The organism is Collimonas sp., from assembly GCF_035566375.1.
Classification (GTDB): Bacteria; Pseudomonadota; Gammaproteobacteria; order Burkholderiales; family Burkholderiaceae_D; genus Collimonas.
The window spans coordinates 122,276-138,936 of the sequence record NZ_DATMRK010000035.1 but is presented as its reverse complement, the minus strand read 5'-3'; the positions used below and the strand labels follow the sequence as shown (position 1 = coordinate 138,936).

Below are 16,661 nucleotides of genomic sequence, written 5' to 3'. Positions count from 1 at the left end.
GTCTTGGCTTGGTGGTATCTAGAAAAGTTGGGGCAATTCAACATCAAATGAGCTGTATGTTAGAGACCGGAGGAATGGGACTATGCAAGACGTATGGATTGCGAGAAAAAGAAGTGCCGACGAAGCATATGTTGGAAAGCCCTTCAACTCATCTTTAGTTGATGCGGAATATCAGCGTGATCGTGCGCGCATTATTCATTCATCTTCATTTCGTAGACTGCAATCAAAAACCCAAGTTTTAAGTCTTGGTGAGAGCGATTTCTACCGGACGCGCCTGACTCATTCTTTGGAGGTGGCGCAAATTGGTTCAAGCATTTGCGAACAACTTAAGGAGCTCTATAAAGCCAATTCCGAGTACATGGGGCTAATTCCCTCCTTTAGTCTTATTGAGGCAATTTGTCTTGCTCACGACCTGGGGCATCCGCCGTTCGGGCACGGTGGTGAAATCGCGTTGAATTCAATCATGAAGGATCATGGTGGATTTGAAGGTAACGGACAGACACTCAGGATCGTTACAAGGCTGGGCGAATACTCTCCGGTTCATGGCATTGATCTTTCACGCAGAACGCTGTTGGGCTTGTTGAAATATCCGACCCTGCATAAAGATGTCGCTTGGTATCTCGAAAATATTTCGGTCCACTGCGTCGCGATTGAACGTTCGGACGGCAGGTAATGGTGCGCTCGCAAAGTCCGCCCCTGACACACGAGTTTGCTCAACAAGTATTTCGATTTGTCCTTCGGTCAGAGGTACCTTTCGCTGGATTTGGCGAAATATGTTGGAGAGCGAGGTCTTACCCGCCCCGTTCCATCCGTAGATTACGTTGAAGCGCGCGAAATCTAATAGTCCAGTTGACGGCCAACTAAAGTCGCGAAAAATTCGATAGACCGCGCCCGCTTCTGGCAACTCGATGTCAGCGACAACAACGCGGTGCAGCGGACGATGGCGGCGGCTGAGGCGTATTTCGGCCGCATCGATATCCTGATCAACAGCGCCGGTATCAATGCCGATAATCCGTCTGCGCAGGGACTATCGATAAAACAATGGGAAAAAGCGATGCAAGCCAATGTCCACGGCAGCATCTTGTGCAGCAAGCATGTGATTCCCGCAATGGCGCGGGCCGGCGGCGGCTCCATCGTCAATGTGCTGTCGCTGTGCGGCATGGACGGTGAGCGGCAAGAGGCCGCCGAACATGTCGCGAAGGCAGCGCTGCGGATGGCGAACATGAATGCGATCCGCTATGCCGCGCATAACATCCGCGTCAATTCGATTTATCCCGGCATGGTGCGGCCGCCCGCACTCGCGGCGGCCAAACGCAAGCAGGGCGATGTACCAGGTGTGCGGCGAATCGCATTGGCTTGGCACACTAGCGGCTGACGGCCGCGACGTCTTGTTCCAATACTCGCCAGATGCGTTTACCCCCGATCCATTAACGATCAATCTTCCCTGGTGTTCACTAAAAATGGCATGTTCATCAAGTGTTGAACACGGCTAAAACAATGAATTTATTGACTTTGTTCATTAAAAAGCCTATTTTCAACGAATGATGAATTCCAGCCATTTAATGAACAAGCTCGAAATAGAGGGAATGCAGAGCCTGATTGACCTGCTTGCTCAAGTCCCTGCTCTTAATCGAGAAGATATTCAAGCGGAACCCAGGCAGACACCTGATGGGGCCGTGGATTTCTTGCTGAAGGTGCAATACAACGGCAAGCCACATGTGATTGTGGCGGAAGTCAAAACCACTGCGCCCCCCAAGGAAGTACGTTCCTCAATACTGGGCCTGCAAAAAGTGGTTCGAGATTATGGTAAAGAAGCAGTCCCTCTACTACTCGCCCCCTACCTTTCTCCTGAGGCGCGCGCAATATGCCAAGACCATGAGGTAGCTTATCTGGATCTGGAAGGCAACTGCCGGCTAAGTTTCGATACCATTTTCATTGATCGCCGTGTTCCTACCAAACCCGTATTGCAGCGCCGGGAATTCAAGTCTCTGTTTTCCCCGAAGTCTGCGCAGGTACTTGGCATGATGATGAGAAATCCATCGCGCTCATGGAAAGTCCATGACTTGTCGGCGGAATCCAGCGTAAGTGTTGGCCATGTGAGCAATGTGCGTACGGCGTTACTCGATAAGGAATGGGCCAAAATCGATGACGATGGCTTCTTTCTTGCGCAGCCAGATGCCATTCTCGATGCGTGGCGAGAGATGTATACCGGCCTTTCAGGCCAGGATTTTAGGTTCTATACCACCTTGCACGGCAGCGCACTAGATGAAAAGATACGCACAATGTTTGGCCAGATTGTTTTTACAAAAGGTGCAGCTGTACTTGCATCCTTTTCGGCTGCCAAGTGGATTGCGCCATACGTCAGAACGGGAAACGAATATTTCTATGCAAACGGCGAAGGGCTCGCTTTTCTCAAAGAACATTTGAAACTGGTGCCCGCCACTAAAGGCGAAAATGTTGTGGTCACTCTATTGGAAGGCGAGAATTTTTACCCCCATATCGAGAACCCGGCGCCAGACATTTTCTGTACCGATGTCGTACAAACCTACCTTGATTTATGGGCGAGTGGCGAAAGAGGACGCGAAGCAGCGGAACATCTTAGAAACGAGAAACTTGCATGGAAAAGATAGGGCGCCCCGAACCGCAATCGGCAAATGATTATGACGATCGCACTACTGCGGCAGTAAAGTCAGTTCTGGTCGAGATAGGGCAAATCCTGGGAAGCTACAAAGGAAAATTTGCTGTAATCGGCGGCGCCGTTCCTTGGCTACTTCTGGAAAATGAGGAAATGCGCCACGTCGGCACGCTGGACATCGATCTCAGTCTGGATGCCGCAGCACTGGGAGATGGAGAATACGCAACACTTGTTGAGTCTCTCAAAGCACACGGATACGAGCAGCGTAAAGATAAACGGTACTTTCAACTGGTGCGCCAGGTGCCGGTCACAGACGGCGGAGCAGCAATCGATGTGGTGATTGATTTCTTGATGCCGCGCGACGCGGTTTTTGAAAAGAACGATCCCCCAATGGTGGCCAAGTTCGCTGTACAAAAAGCAGATGGCGCGGATTTAGCGTTGCACTTCACAGAGATGGTCGCTATCCAGGCGCCGATGCCAGGAGGGGGAAACAACCGCATAGAAATTGCAGTTGCCTCCATATCGGCATTGCTGGCAATGAAAGGCCACGCTATCAAGAATCGCTACAAAAATAAAGACGCGTATGACATTTACTATTGCATTCGCAATTTCCCAAGCGGCATAGCCGCTCTTGCAGAGCTATGCAGGCCGATCATGGAACACGAGAGTGGTCTGACTGGATATCAATACATCGCAGAGAAATTCGATACGCAAGATGGATTCGGCCCAACCTGTGTCAGGAAATTCGTCGAGGAAACGCGGCTGTTAGATGGCCGGACGCCAGATCAATGGCAGGTCGATGCTTTTGGCCAAGTCGACGAATGGCTACGTGCGCTGGGTATAAAGGCCGATGGCTGATTTCGTGATTGCCCAGCTAGCGACTTACCCGCCGGAAGCATCCTCAATCCCCTAGTTCCACCACAGCCGCCAACGGCACTCCCTCCGGCGCTTCATAAAGCGCAATCACCCAAGCCTGCGCCGGATCGCTGGCAACCTGATTCAACATCTGCACCACAAAATTGATAGACGCTTTGTCCAGCCCGGCAAATGGATCGTCCAGCAAATTGAGCGTTGCACCGGCAGCGAATGCTGCCGCCAGCCAGACTTTCCTCTTACTACCGGTGGACAACATGTATAGCTTCTTGTCCAGATGCGGCGTCAGCGACAACCCTTCGGTAAGCTCCGGCAACAGCGCGTCGTCAAACCCGGGATAGGCAGCGGGCAGTGATGCAAAATACTCACGCGCTGTCATCTGGTCAAACGCTTCTGAACGCGGCTCCATCCAGAATACTTGCCGCCGATAGACGTCAGGCTGTTCATGCCAGCGCACATCGTTGATCTGTAATTCCCCCGCCTGGGCCGGCAGAGCGCCAGCTAGCAGCCGCAGCAAACTGCTCTTGCCACGCCCATCGCCGCCACGCACCAGCGTAACGCCTGCTGGAATGTCGGCTGACCAGTTATCGAACAATTCCCGCTCGGGGTAATGAAAAGTGAGATTGACGGCTTGGAGGATGGTTGTTTGATGCTGCTTCATGGCATGGATTTTCGAATAAAACGGGATGTAATAGCCGGCGCCGGTATCCTGCTGATGGCGCGCGGTGCATCAAGACAGCTAATGATCCCTTTGCTAGACGCTCTGCAACCTGCGCACAATCGCATCGGTGAACTCTTGGGTGGATGCGGTGCCCTTGAGATCACCCGTCGCAATTTTGTCCTTGTTCAGCGTGTCGGTAATCGCAGTGCGCAGCCGCAGCGCCAGATCGGCCCGGCCGACATGATCCAGCATCTGCCCCGCTGCCAGCAGCAGGGAAATCGGATTGGCGATGCCCTTGCCGGCGATGTCCGGCGCCGAGCCATGCACCGCTTCGAAGATCGCGCAGTCGTCGCCGATGTTGGCGCCGGGCGCCATGCCCAGGCCGCCGACCAGGCCGGCCATCTGATCGGAAAGAATGTCGCCGAACAGGTTGGTGCATAGGAGCATGTCGAACTGCCAGGGATTGAGCACCAGTTGCATGGCGCAGGCGTCGACGATCATGTCGTTCATCTGCACTTTGCCTTCGTATTCACGCGCGACTTCTCGCGCTGCTTCCAGGAAGATGCCGGTCAGCGCTTTCAGGATGTTGGCTTTGTGGACTACGGTGATTTTCTTGCGGCCGTTCTTGACTGCGTATTCAAAGGCAAAGCGCGCAATCTTCTTGCAGGCTTCGCGTGTGTTGATGCCGGTAGAGACGGCGACGGCGCGTGGGTCGTCGCCGACTGGAATGTAGTATTCGTGCGCCACATAAAAGCCACCGATGTTTTCCCGGATCAGCACGATGTCGACGTTCTCAAAGCGGCCGGGAACCATCGTCAGCGCCGGCCTGAGATTGGCGTAGAGCTGGAATTCCTCGCGCAGGCGCACGTTGGAGGAGCGGAAACCTCCGCCTACCGGCGTGGTCAGCGGGCCTTTGAGGGCCAGTTTGTTCTTGCGGATGCTGGCCAGGGTTGCTGCCGGCAATGGATCGCCGCTGCTGTTGACGCCGGCCATGCCAGCTTGTTGTATGTCCCAGGAGAACGGCGATCCCAAAGCATCCAATACCTGGACCGTAGCTTCGACCACTTCCGGGCCGATGCCGTCGCCGGGGATCAGGGTTGCGGGAATTTTGGCGGGGGTTGGGCTATTCATGGAATCCTCTTGAGAACGCATTCATGGGACAGGCGGTAACTAATAATATTAGCACCGTGAAGCTGTCGAGCAGTTTACAAAGACGCCGTGCAGGAGAAAGCACGCGACCATGATCATATGGTCGTGTTGTGCTCTAAACAGGGGATGCGAGGCAGATTGCATTGCGCCAGCCGCAACGGGCTGGCGCAATACTTTACAGAGAGCTTCTAAGGTTATTACTCAGGCAGCGACAGTCTCAGCCTCGGCGGCGACATCTTCTTCATCCGACACCGAACTGCGGATCAGGTGATCGAACGCGCTCAAGGAAGCCTTGGCGCCCTCGCCGACCGCAATCACGATCTGCTTGAACGGCACGGTGGTGACGTCGCCGGCGGCGAACACGCCTGGGATCGAGGTCTGGCCTTTGGCGTCGACTTCGATTTCGCCATGACGCGACAAGGCCAGCGTGCCTTTCAGCCATTCGGTATTCGGCACCAGGCCGATTTGCACGAACACGCCTTCCAGTTCGACCTTATGCACGGCGTCGGTCTTGCGATCCTTGTAGACCAGGCCGTTGACCTTTTTGCTATCGCCGGTGATTTCGGTAGTTTGGGCCGAGGTGATCACGGTGACGTTGGCCAGGCTGTGCAGCTTGCGTTGCAATACCGCATCGGCGCGCAGTTCATCGCCGAACTCGATCAGCGTCACGTGCGACACCAAACCGGCCAGATCGATCGCAGCTTCGACCCCGGAATTGCCGCCGCCGATCACCGCCACGCGCTTGCCTTTGAACAGAGGGCCGTCGCAGTGCGGGCAGTAGGCGACGCCGTGGTTACGGTATTCGCGTTCGCCCGGCACGTTGATTTCGCGCCAGCGGGCGCCGGTGGCCAGCACCACGGTCTTGCTCTTGAGCGAACCGCCGCCGGCCAGCTTGACTTCAATCAGCTTGCCGGGAATCAGGGCGGAGGCCAGTTGCACGTTCATGATGTCGACTTCGTAGCTCTTGACGTGCTGTTCCAGCGCGGTGGCGAACTTTGGTCCTTCGGTTTCTTTTACCGAAACGAAGTTTTCAATTGCCAGTGTATCCAGCACCTGGCCGCCGAAACGTTCCGACACCACGCCGGTGCGAATCCCCTTGCGCGCCGCATAAATCGCAGCTGCCGCGCCGGCAGGACCGCCGCCGACAATCAATACATCGTAGGGTGCTTTTTCGCTCAGCTCAACCGCTTTGCGGGCGCCGGCGCCGGTATCCAGCTTGGCCAGGATTTCTTCGACACTGGTGCGGCCCTGGCCGAACACTTGACCGTTCAGATAGGTGGTCGGCACCGCCATGATTTCGCGTTTTTCGACTTCATCCTGGAACAGTGCGCCGTCGATGGTGGCTTGGCGGATGCGCGGATTGATCAGCGCCATCACGTTCAATGCCTGCACTACTTCAGGGCAGTTCTGGCAAGACAGGGAGATATAGGTTTCGAACACATAATCGCCATCCAGATTGCGGATCTGTTCGATGATGGCTTCATCCAGTTTCACCGGGTGGCCGCCGACTTGCAGCAAGGCCAGCACCAGCGAAGTAAATTCGTGGCCCATCGGAATCGCGGCAAAACGTATGCCGGTATCGACGCCGGGGCGATTGATCGAGAACGAGGGTTTGCGCTCGTTGTCGTCGCTGCGCTCGATCAGCGTGATGCGATCCGACAGTGCGGCGATTTCTTGCAACAGCGCTTGCAACTCACGAGACTTGTCACCGCTGTCCAGTGACGCAACGATCTCAATCGGCTGCACGATTTTTTCCAAATAGCTTTTCAATTGGGTTTTGAGATTTGCATCAAGCATGGCGGTTCCTTGCGTTTGTGTAACGTTCGTGATGATTTGAATAGGGGGGATACCGGTTCGAGCCGCGCTTCAGGCTCGAACCGTAAAACACTTGCGGGTATTGGCTATTAGATCTTGCCAACCAGGTCCAGCGATGGTGTCAGAGTTGCTTCGCCTTCTTTCCACTTGGCTGGGCAAACTTCACCTGGGTGCGATGCCACGTATTGCGCTGCTTTAACCTTGCGCAGCAATTCCGAAGCGTCGCGGCCGATGCCGTTGTCGTGGATTTCATACAGCTTGATCAAGCCTTCTGGGTTGATCACGAAAGTGCCGCGCAGTGCCAGGCCTTCTTCTTCGATCAGCACTTCAAAGTTGCGCGACAGGGTTGCAGTTGGATCACCGACCAGTGGGTAGTTCACTTTCTTGATCGCGTCCGATGTGTCGTGCCATGCCTTGTGAGCGAAATGGGTGTCAGTCGACACGCCGTAGATTTCCACGCCCAGTTTTTGGAATTCAGCGTAGTTGTCGGCCAGGTCTTCCAGTTCGGTTGGGCAGACGAAAGTGAAGTCGGCTGGGTAGAAAACGAAAACTGACCATTTACCCTTCAGGGTGTCCTGGGTGACTGGCACGAACTTGCCGTTGTGCAGGGCGGTTGCTGAGAATGGCTTAACTTGGGTATTGATCAAAGACATAGTGTTTTCCTTACTAGGGCTGGGTTGAAAGATTTATAGGTACGAACGATAAACCAGGTTGGTTCATTTGCATAATTGATTTAATTTTGTGTTTCGATTTGCAATAACTATCGATGACGGATTGCTTCCTCCTTTGAATGCGTTTTTGCCTTGGTACAAATAATGCTTATCAGGCAATGAACAAGAAACTGGCCAGAAGTTAATGGACGCCTAATCGGGCTATTAGTTTAAGCATCTTGTTTGGATTCGTCATGCCGAGACGCATGTAACGCAATGTAATGATCAGGAAATATTTCCAAAATATAATTTCCGCCCGGTGTTGCTGAAACAGCAGCTCCAAAAATGAAATCGCAAGAGCAGCAAAAAAAGCCGCCCAAAAAGCGCTTAGCAGTGGCGTGAGCCTCTTACCAAGACCAGCCCGTAACTATTTCCGAAAGTCATCATGCATAAAAAGATGTGTCTGAGCACTCTGGCCACAGCCGCCGCGCTGCTGGTTTCCGCTTGCGGCAGCAGTGGCAGCAGCAACCTGGGTGTGAATAGTCCTGACAGCGCGATTCCAGAGGGAACCGTACTCAAGCTGGGATTGCTGGAGACCACCGACATCCATCAGAACGTGCTGAGCTACGATTATTACGGCTTGAAGGCAGACACCAGCCTCGGCCTTGAGCGCACCGCAACCCTGATCAAGGGCGCGCGCCAGGAGAATCCCAACAACCTGTTGCTGGACGACGGCGATGTGATCCAGGGCACGCTGCTCGGCGATTATCAGGCGGTGGCAGCGCCGGTTACCTGCAGCGGCACGCTGGCGGTGCACAAAGTGATGAACGCCTTGAAGTACGACGGCGCCGGTATGGGTAACCACGAATTCAACTACGGCCTGGATTTCCTGAGCCAGATCACGAATACCGATTTCGGTGTCCCGGGTGTGCAAAAAGGCAGCAACTGCGGTGCGCCGAATTTCCCGCTGGTGTTGTCGAACGTGGTCGGAGTTGCCTCCGGCAAGCCGATTTTCAATCCCTACGCCCTGATCGCCAAACAATTCAGCGCCACAACGCCTGACGGCGGCAGCATCAGCGTCGCGCTGAATGTCGGCATCATCAGCTTTGTGCCGCCGCAGATCATGGATTGGGATCAGAAAAACCTGGCCGGCAAGGTGATGGTCAACGGCGTGCAGGAATCGGCGCTCAAGTATGTGCCGGAGATGCGCAGCAAGGGCGCTGACCTGGTGGTGGCCCTGTCGCACGGCGGACTGGATGCCTCGCCGTACAGCCCGAAGATGGAAAACGGCAGCCTGTATCTGGCCAGCACCGGCATCGATGCGTTGATGCTGGGCCACGCCCATTTGATTTTCCCGCAAGCGCGTGAAGCCGGCGCGCCCGCCATTGATGCTTCGCTGGCGGCGCTGCCGAGCACTTTGGTGGACACCAGCAAAGGCCTGGTCAACGGCATTCCGGCGGTGATGGCGCAAAGCTGGGGACGGCGGCTGGGCATCATCAAAATGGTGCTGAAATACCAGGGCGGCAAATGGGTGGTGCAGAAAGACCAGACCAATGTCGAGGCGCGTGGTTTCAAATATGCCGACGGCAAGACCATCGTCGCTGCGGATGCTTCGATTGCGCCGCTGGTCGCCACCGAACATCAGGCTACGCTGTCCTACGCTACGCAGCCGCTGGGCACCACTACCGATTTTGAAATGTCCGCTTATTTTTCGCTGGTGGGAGACGTCAGCGCGATTCAGATCGTCAACCAGGCGCAGATCGACTATGTGAAAAACTTCCTCGCCAATTCCACCGATCCGGTACTGGCCAGCTACAAATCGATTCCAGTGATTTCGTGCAGCGCGCCGTTCAAAGCCGGCCGCAATGGCCCGACCGATTTTACCGATGTCGCTCCGGGCGCTTCCCCTGCTGTGCCGTTTGGCTTGCAGGTGCGTAATCCTGGCGATTTGTACTTATATGGAAACAACAACCTGCAAGCGGTCAAGATCAAGGGTTCCGATCTGAAAAACTGGCTGGAAGCTGCGGCCAAGCAGTTTGCCAAGATTGATCCGAACAGCGCCGCCGAACAGGATCTGGTGCCGTCCTACTCGACGATTTTCAACTACGACGTGTTCTATGCGGAAAACAACGCGATGCAATACCAGATCGACGTCACCAAGCCCGTCGGCAGCCGCATCAGCAATCTGACTTATGCCGGCAAGGCGGTGGTTGATACTGACGATTTCATCGTTGCCACCAATGATTACCGCGCCGGCGGCGGCGGCAATGTGCCAGGCATCGACGGCAGCAAGACCATCATCAAATCGCCGGACGCCAACCAGGCGGTGGTCAGCGCCTACCTGAAGAAACAAGGCAAGGTCACCAACGCGGCAAACGGCAGCGGGCAAAGTTGGAGCTTCGTCAAGGTAAGTACGCTAGGCCCGGTTATCCTGCGTTCGGCGCCTGGAAAACTGGCGCTGGCGCAGGCGCGTGGCGTGAGCCGGGTGACAGCGGAAGGTGCGCTGGACGCCAGCGGGTTTGCCAAATACGCAATCGATCTGAGCAAGTAACCAAGTAATGGACTGGGACTTCAAAAAATCAGGCCTCATAGCGCTCTTGCTGGCCGCCGCCCTGAGTGCCTGCACGCAGATCAAGGATGTGGCGCCGAATAATGCTAACGACAGCGCCCGCATCGAGGCGGTCGGCTTGCTTGCCCTGCACGGCCGGCAGGCCAGCGCGATGGCTCAGCTGCAGGTGTGGGCCGCAGCTGGCCGGCCGGTGGCGCAACGTGAATTGGGGTTGGCGTTGGCTTCGATTCCCGAGCAAGCGGCGCAAGCTGCAGCGTGGTTAGAAAAAGCGGCGAGCGCGGGCGACAGCGAGGCGCAATTTCAACTGGCGCAGGCTTTTTATCAAGCCAGCCTGGGCCTCAAGCTTGACTACGCCCAAGCCTGGAACTGGTATCAGCGCGCAGCCGGAGCGGGCAACGCCAAAGCCAGTTTCATGCTGGCCCGCATGGCCAAATACGGCGAGGGTGTTGCGCCCGATCTCAAGCGTTCCGCGTCATGGCTGCTGGAGGCGAGCGTGCAAGGCAATGCGCAAGCGATGTTCCTGCTCTCAAACGCCTATGCCGCAGGTGAAGGCGTCGAGCAGGATCCGCGGCTGGCCCGGGAATGGCTGGAACGTTCAGCCGCGGGCGATTTTCCGGTAGCGATACAGGCGCTGGCGATGAGCCTGGAGAGCGGCGACCCGCATGCCGAGCGCGATCCCGTGCGGGCTCGCCATCTGCTCAAGGAAGCTACCGATGAGCGCAGCATGCGCTGGAATAATTACCAGTGACAAATAAGTCTAAATAAATAAGCTTGCATAAGCCGTTTTGAAACTATCGTCGTCCCTGCCATCGCGGGGATGGTGTCGCGGATCTATCCTCATACTCAACGGAGTAGAATTAGCGCGGAACCTGTGCGCCGATCCGGCGTCATATGCCGGTTGCCGACCGGCGCTGCACGTAACAGACCCGTAGACCCGTATTTTCCATGAGGATTTTTCATGCTTTTGTCATTCCGACGAACTTTCGTCGCCGCCCTCTTCCTCACAGCCACCGCCACCCAGATCACATTTGCGCAAACACCGAAGACGGTCTTTCTTGAAGACCTGACATGGACCGAGCTGCGCAGCCAGATCCAGGCCGGCAAGACCACCATCATTATTCCTATTGGCGCTACCGAGCAGAGCGGCCCCGATGTTGCGCTCGGCAAGCACAACATCCGGGTAAAGATTTTGTCGCAGCGGATTGCGGAAGGATTGGGCAATGCGCTGGTGGCGCCGGTTATCGCCTACGTGCCGGAGGGTGCTTATGCGCCGCCGACATCCCATATGCGCTTTCCCGGCACCATCACGATTCCGGACGACGTTTTTGAAAAGACACTGGAATCCGCCGCCAACAGTTTTAAGGTGCATGGTTTCAAGAACATTGTCTTTCTAGGCGATCACGGCGGTTATCAGAACGATATCAAGAAGGTGGTGGCGCAGTTGAACAAGAGCTGGGCTGGCTCTCAGTCGCGCGCCATCGTGCCGCCGGAATATTACGCCAGCAGTTCGGATGGCTACGCGCAAATACTGCGCAAGCGCGGTTATCGCGATGATGAAATCGGCACTCACGCCGGCTTGGCGGATACCTCCTTGCAGCTCGCCGTGGCGCCGCAGATGGTGCGCCAGGATGGCTTGCGCAACGGGCCGAAGCTTGGGCTGGCCGACGGCGTCTATGGCGGCGACCCGCGCCGCTCGACGGCTGAAATCGGCCAGCTCGGCATCGACGCGATCGTGACGCAGACTGTCAATGCTCTTAAGGCGAGCACTGCCGCCCGCTAATAATATTTCTGATATTTGACTACAGTTACCACTTACTAAATCAAGGAATTCACTATGCAATTTTGCTCCCGCCGCTTGTCGCACCTCGCTTCCTCGGTCAGCGCTGCGTTGGCTGTTTTATGTATCGCAGGCAGTGCTTCCGCCGCACCTGCCGCGCCTGCAATCACCACGGTGGCCGGCATGCCGCCCGTGATCAATCCCGCCAATCTGTACAGCGAAGCTGGCGCCGGACACTTCAGTCCAGCGACGGCGGGCGCATTGCCACGGATTTACGTGCCCAATCTGCGCTCAAACGACGTCTACGTGATCGATCCGGCGACCTTCAAGGTTGTCGAGAAATTCCCTGTCGGTCACAGCCCGCAGCACGTGGTTCCGGCATGGGATCTGCAAACTTTGTGGGTGGCTAATAATGCCGAAGGCCGGCCCGACGGCAGCCTGACGCCTATCGATCCGAAGACCGGCAAGCCGGGTAAGGAAATCAAGGTGGACGATCCCTACAATATGTATTTCACGCCGGACGGCAAGGAAGCCATCGTGGTGGTCGAAGCCCACGCCCAGCTGGACTTCCGCGATCCGCATACGATGGCGCTGAAATCGAGCTTGCCGGTGCCGGAATGCAAGGGCATCAACCACGCCGATTTTTCTATTGACGGTAAATACGCCCTGTTCACTTGCGAATTCGGCGGCAAGCTGGCGAAGATCGACCTGGTCAACCGCAAGGTGGTGGGTTACTTGCTGCTCGATAAAAAGGGCATGCCGCAGGACATCCGCATTGCACCTGACGGCAAGGTGTTTTTTGTGGCCGACATGATGGCCGACGGCGTCTACGTGGTGGATGGCGACAGTTTCACCAAGGTCGGTTTCATCAAGAGCGGCACCGGCGCCCATGGCTTGTACCCGAGCCGCGACGGCAGCAAGTTATACGTCGCCAATCGCGGTTCGAACCGTATCCACGGTCAACGTCGTGGCGCAGGCAGTATCTCGGTGATCGACTTTGCCACGCGCCAAGTGGTGGCGAACTGGCCGATCCCGGGCGGCGGCAGCCCTGACATGGGCAATGTCAGCGCGGATGGCAAGATGCTGTGGTTGTCCGGCCGCTTCGATGACGCCGTGTACGCCATCGACACCACTACCGGCGCGGTGAAATCGATCGCGGTCGGGGCGGAGCCGCACGGCCTCACCGTCTGGCCGCAGCCCGGCCGTTATTCGTTGGGACATACCGGCAATATGCGTTGATACCAGACGGTATTCATTGCATTTGCCGACGCTTGCCGACGTTACGGAATATGCCGGCAAGACGCCGGCAGCGGGCTGCCGAATAAAACCGCCAGCCCGCATGCCGAGGTAAACATGGCTCTGTCGTCGTGGCCTACGCCGGGGACTTCTACTACGCTCTGCTGCAGCCCGGAGGCGTGACGGCCTTGCAGATACCTGAAATACGCGAGGCCGCGCGCCAGGCGGTAAGGGCCTTGCGCCATGGCGGCGCAAGAGCGGTCGATGAAATGGGTGTGCGGATCAGTGTCGGCCGTGCCTAGTAAATAAACCACCTTGCGCGCCGCATAGCGTGCTTCGAGTCCGGCCACGTCCTGTTCGGCAAGGTAGGCTGGAATCGCGTCCATGCCATATTTCCATTGATTGACCTTGCGGCAGGAGGCGTTATCGGCCGGCTGAAAGCTGCCGTTTGAGCCTGGCCTGCTGTTGTCGAAATACAGATACGTCGATGGGTTTGCCACTACGTAACGGACTTCGATTCCGGCCTTGCGCAGCACTGCTTCAGCTTGCCCCGCCACCGCGTAGCGCTGGACAATCTGAGCGCCGGCGGAATGTCCCGCCAGCACCACTTCACTCAACGCCGGATAGAGCGTACGGTCAGTGAAATGTTCAAGCAAGGCATCCATCGCACTAAAAGAACTGATCGGCGCAGGACTGCGCGCCGGCTCGCCGTCCTTCCAGCCTTCCTGGCTCCAGGCCAGCGTTCCGTCCGCAAGCTTAAACGCCTTCAGATCGGCAGGCGTCAGGAATTGCGGGGCGACAAGCAAAGTGCCTGTACCCGTAGCGCCGGCTGCATCGACGGTCTGCCGTCCCACCGCAAAATAGGCATCGGCATTGCGCAAAGCGCCATGCACCACAATCAATACCCGTTTTACATCAGGCGCCGGCGCATCGATTTTATGATCGGCATAGAGCGGTAGCAGGCCGGCGCCCTGCGGCGTGTTGACAGCTATGCGCTGGCCGGCGATTTTCTTCACCGGGGCGTCCAGCACCGATGCCGGTTTGTCCGGTCTGGCCTGCGGCATGGTCGCGGCTAAGCCGGGATGACCGGAAAGCAACAAAACAAGGGCGGCAAAACCTGCGGCGCGGCTGACTGACATCGACGATTCCTGTAGCGAATTGGATGGCTTTCATTCTGGTCGAAAATCGCACCGAAAAGGAGATTTTCGATCGACTGCTTTCTTTGCCGGATGGCAATCGCATGCTCAAAGCGCAGCGCCGGCCTAGGGCTTTGATATCTGCTGGGTTATAGTTGTTCCCGGCGTGTAACTTACGTATTTGCCTTGTGCCTGACGGCCAGGTTACCGGTACCGGACATCAACCCTCGCAACTGATCATGCAAGCAATAGAATCCTTTGAAGTTACCTACGAAAACTTCGCGCTGAAAGGCGATTTCCATCCCGGCACCTCATCCAGCCATGCCCTGATACTGCACGGCGCAGGCGCCAGCTCGCGCGCTACCGCCAGCCGCTCAGGATTGCGGCCGGCGTTGCAGGCGCGCGGCGTGGCCAGCACTTCTTTCGATTGCATCGGCCACGGCGACACCGGCGGCCAGTTGCGATACTCATCGCTGAGCAGCCGCACGCGCCAGGCCGCAGCGGTGATCGCTGCACGCAATTTAGCCCAACCGCTGGCGCTAATCGGCAGCAGCATGGGTGCTTACAACGCCATCAAACTGACGCAGACCCATCAGGTCGGCGCGCTGATCCTGATTGTGCCTGGGGTGTATACGCCGGCCGCATACGATGTGCCGTTCGGGCCGCAGTTTTCTGAGATCATCCGGCGCGAGCGTAGCTGGGCCGATAGCGACGCCTGGGAGATCCTGGCGCAATTCAAGGGTGAGCTGCTGGTGATCGCCGCCGAGCACGACGCCGTGATTCCCGCGGAAATACCGGAGCGGTTGCTGTCATCGGCGCGCCAGGCAGCTTCGCGGCAATTGCGTGTGGTGGCTGGGACCGACCATAATTATCTGTTTCCCCTGTTGAGTAAAGAACGTCCAGCCGAGTTTGATGAACTGATGGGCTTGATTGTCGATTGCGTGCGGGGTGGCCAGGCCAAGCCGGCCATATAGAGATCGCGGCTGCGCCGTCCGGGCAAGAAAAATATCGATTTCCGATTTCCTCTATGATGCCAAGGTAAGCGGCAGCATTGCGCGTGAGCGTTTCTCGTTTTCCGTATTTCGTCGCGGTCAACCAACAGAGAGAATTCCATGAAAATCGATCTAATTGACAAGCATGCAGTAGTGAGCGGCTCGACCGCCGGCATCGGCCTGGCGATTGCCCTTGGCCTGGCGCAAACGGGAGCGACGGTAGTGGTGAACGGCCGCACCCAGGCCCGCGTCGACCAGGCTCTGGCGCAGATCAGCGAGAAATGCCCTGCCGCCCGTTTGCTTGGCATTGCCGCCGACCTCGGCACCCAGGAAGGCGCTGCCCAGTTGTTTGCGCAAGTGCCGGAGACCGACATCCTGGTCAACAATCTCGGCATCTTTGAAGCGAAACCTTTCTTCGACATTGCCGATGCAGAGTGGCAGCGTTTCTTCGACGTCAACGTGATGAGCGCGATCCGGCTGTCGCGTTTCTATGCGCAAAACATGGCAAAGCGCGGCTGGGGCCGCGTGCTGTTCCTGTCGAGCGAATCGGGTTTGCAGATTCCCAAGGAAATGGTGCATTACGGCGTGACCAAGACCGCCCTGCTTGCAGTCTCGCGCGGCTTGGCGGAAACCCTGGCCGGCAGCGGCGTCACCGTCAACGCCGTGTTGCCGGGGCCGACCCGCTCCGAAGGCGTCGGCGATTTCTTCGCATCGATGGCGCGCGATCAAGGTGTTGAGGCCGATGCGCTGGAGCGTGATTTCCTGAAAGAACACCGTCCGAGTTCGCTGATCCAGCGTCTTGCCACGGTGGAAGAAGTAGCCAATATGGTGGTTTATCTGGCTTCGGTTCAGGCCTCCGCCACCACCGGCGCGGCCTTGCGCGTGGATGGCGGTGTGGTGCGCTCGATTGCCTGATTACCTGACCATCGGAACATTTCGCTCTGCAGCATGTCTGTCAGAGCTAGCATTCACGCTATGACTATGAGACGACGATGCGCCTATTCTTTGCTTTGATTACAAGTATCCTGCTGACGGCCTGCGGCCATGTAAGCTCCGCCGGCGGCGACAGCGGCAGCAGCATTACCCCCTACGGTGTGATCGATAGCGGCGTCACACGCAGCACAAATCGTTAAAATACTCGGCCAAATTAATCGAATGGAGCGCGAAA

Annotated in this window: 17 protein-coding genes; 11 read left to right on the top strand and 6 right to left on the bottom strand. The window is 56.7% G+C overall.

Annotated features, from left to right (window positions below):
• Positions 1-82: 82 nt before the first annotated feature.
• Positions 83-673: a dGTP triphosphohydrolase gene (dgt, locus tag VNZ60_RS11275; protein WP_325659130.1), complete on the top strand. Its 591-nt coding sequence runs from the start codon at positions 83-85 to the stop codon at positions 671-673.
• On the opposite strand, the gene VNZ60_RS11270 is transcribed toward dgt, so the two are convergent.
• Positions 557-904, bottom strand: coding sequence for an AAA family ATPase (locus tag VNZ60_RS11270; protein ID WP_325659128.1), 348 nt, complete (start codon positions 902-904; stop codon positions 557-559). The genes dgt and VNZ60_RS11270 overlap by 117 nt on opposite strands.
• Here VNZ60_RS11270 and VNZ60_RS11265 point away from each other — a divergent pair.
• From VNZ60_RS11265 to VNZ60_RS11255, 3 genes are all read left to right on the top strand, one after another.
• A complete protein-coding gene (locus VNZ60_RS11265) occupies positions 881-1,375 on the top strand; it encodes an SDR family NAD(P)-dependent oxidoreductase (RefSeq protein WP_325659203.1) in 495 nt (164 codons plus the stop codon). The two genes, VNZ60_RS11270 and VNZ60_RS11265, sit on opposite strands and share 24 nt — an antisense overlap.
• 166 nt (positions 1,376-1,541) lie before the next feature.
• A complete protein-coding gene (locus VNZ60_RS11260; protein ID WP_325659126.1) occupies positions 1,542-2,630 on the top strand; it encodes a type IV toxin-antitoxin system AbiEi family antitoxin in 1,089 nt (362 codons plus the stop codon).
• The gene (locus VNZ60_RS11255) at positions 2,618-3,493 is read left to right on the top strand and encodes a nucleotidyl transferase AbiEii/AbiGii toxin family protein (RefSeq protein WP_325659124.1); all 876 of its coding nucleotides are present in this window, start codon (positions 2,618-2,620) and stop codon (positions 3,491-3,493) included. The genes VNZ60_RS11260 and VNZ60_RS11255 overlap by 13 nt, the downstream gene beginning before the upstream one ends.
• 43 nt (positions 3,494-3,536) lie before the next feature.
• Here VNZ60_RS11255 and VNZ60_RS11250 read toward each other — a convergent pair whose 3' ends face one another.
• The 4 genes from VNZ60_RS11250 to ahpC all read right to left on the bottom strand — a co-directional run bounded on the left by VNZ60_RS11250 (position 3,537) and on the right by ahpC (position 7,786).
• Positions 3,537-4,169, bottom strand: coding sequence for an ABC transporter ATP-binding protein (locus VNZ60_RS11250; protein ID WP_325659122.1), 633 nt, complete (start codon positions 4,167-4,169; stop codon positions 3,537-3,539).
• 93 nt (positions 4,170-4,262) lie between these two features.
• Complete coding sequence (locus VNZ60_RS11245) at positions 4,263-5,300, bottom strand: isocitrate/isopropylmalate dehydrogenase family protein (RefSeq protein ID WP_325659120.1); 1,038 nt, start codon at positions 5,298-5,300, stop codon at positions 4,263-4,265.
• Positions 5,301-5,519: 219 nt separating this feature from the next.
• Positions 5,520-7,115, bottom strand: a complete 1,596-nt coding sequence (gene ahpF / locus VNZ60_RS11240; RefSeq protein WP_325659119.1) for an alkyl hydroperoxide reductase subunit F — start codon at positions 7,113-7,115, stop codon at positions 5,520-5,522.
• Between the two features lie 107 nt (positions 7,116-7,222).
• Positions 7,223-7,786, bottom strand: coding sequence for an alkyl hydroperoxide reductase subunit C (gene ahpC / locus VNZ60_RS11235; RefSeq protein WP_325659117.1), 564 nt, complete (start codon positions 7,784-7,786; stop codon positions 7,223-7,225).
• Between the two features lie 442 nt (positions 7,787-8,228).
• Between ahpC and VNZ60_RS11230 the strand changes: the two genes are divergently transcribed.
• The 4 genes from VNZ60_RS11230 (at position 8,229) to VNZ60_RS11215 (ending at position 13,368) form a co-directional block, all read left to right on the top strand.
• Complete coding sequence (locus VNZ60_RS11230; protein ID WP_325659115.1) at positions 8,229-10,334, top strand: bifunctional 2',3'-cyclic-nucleotide 2'-phosphodiesterase/3'-nucleotidase; 2,106 nt, start codon at positions 8,229-8,231, stop codon at positions 10,332-10,334.
• Between the two features lie 7 nt (positions 10,335-10,341).
• A complete protein-coding gene (locus tag VNZ60_RS11225; RefSeq protein WP_325659113.1) occupies positions 10,342-11,100 on the top strand; it encodes a tetratricopeptide repeat protein in 759 nt (252 codons plus the stop codon).
• A gap of 210 nt (positions 11,101-11,310) precedes the next feature.
• The gene (locus tag VNZ60_RS11220) at positions 11,311-12,132 is read left to right on the top strand and encodes a creatininase family protein (protein WP_325659111.1); all 822 of its coding nucleotides are present in this window, start codon (positions 11,311-11,313) and stop codon (positions 12,130-12,132) included.
• A 54-nt stretch (positions 12,133-12,186) separates the two neighbouring features.
• Positions 12,187-13,368 (top strand): YncE family protein, encoded by a 1,182-nt coding sequence (locus VNZ60_RS11215; RefSeq protein ID WP_325659109.1) that lies wholly within the window; start codon positions 12,187-12,189, stop codon positions 13,366-13,368.
• Between the two features lie 41 nt (positions 13,369-13,409).
• Here VNZ60_RS11215 and VNZ60_RS11210 read toward each other — a convergent pair whose 3' ends face one another.
• Positions 13,410-14,504: an alpha/beta fold hydrolase gene (locus VNZ60_RS11210; protein ID WP_414648817.1), complete on the bottom strand. Its 1,095-nt coding sequence runs from the start codon at positions 14,502-14,504 to the stop codon at positions 13,410-13,412.
• 236 nt (positions 14,505-14,740) lie between these two features.
• On the opposite strand from VNZ60_RS11210, the gene VNZ60_RS11205 reads away from it, so the two are divergent.
• The 3 genes from VNZ60_RS11205 (at position 14,741) to VNZ60_RS11195 (ending at position 16,626) form a co-directional block, all read left to right on the top strand.
• Positions 14,741-15,475, top strand: coding sequence for an alpha/beta fold hydrolase (locus VNZ60_RS11205; RefSeq protein ID WP_325659107.1), 735 nt, complete (start codon positions 14,741-14,743; stop codon positions 15,473-15,475).
• A 138-nt stretch (positions 15,476-15,613) separates the two neighbouring features.
• Complete coding sequence (locus VNZ60_RS11200) at positions 15,614-16,408, top strand: SDR family NAD(P)-dependent oxidoreductase (RefSeq protein ID WP_325659105.1); 795 nt, start codon at positions 15,614-15,616, stop codon at positions 16,406-16,408.
• A 77-nt stretch (positions 16,409-16,485) separates the two neighbouring features.
• Positions 16,486-16,626: a hypothetical protein gene (locus tag VNZ60_RS11195; protein WP_325659103.1), complete on the top strand. Its 141-nt coding sequence runs from the start codon at positions 16,486-16,488 to the stop codon at positions 16,624-16,626.
• Positions 16,627-16,661: the final 35 nt, after the last annotated feature.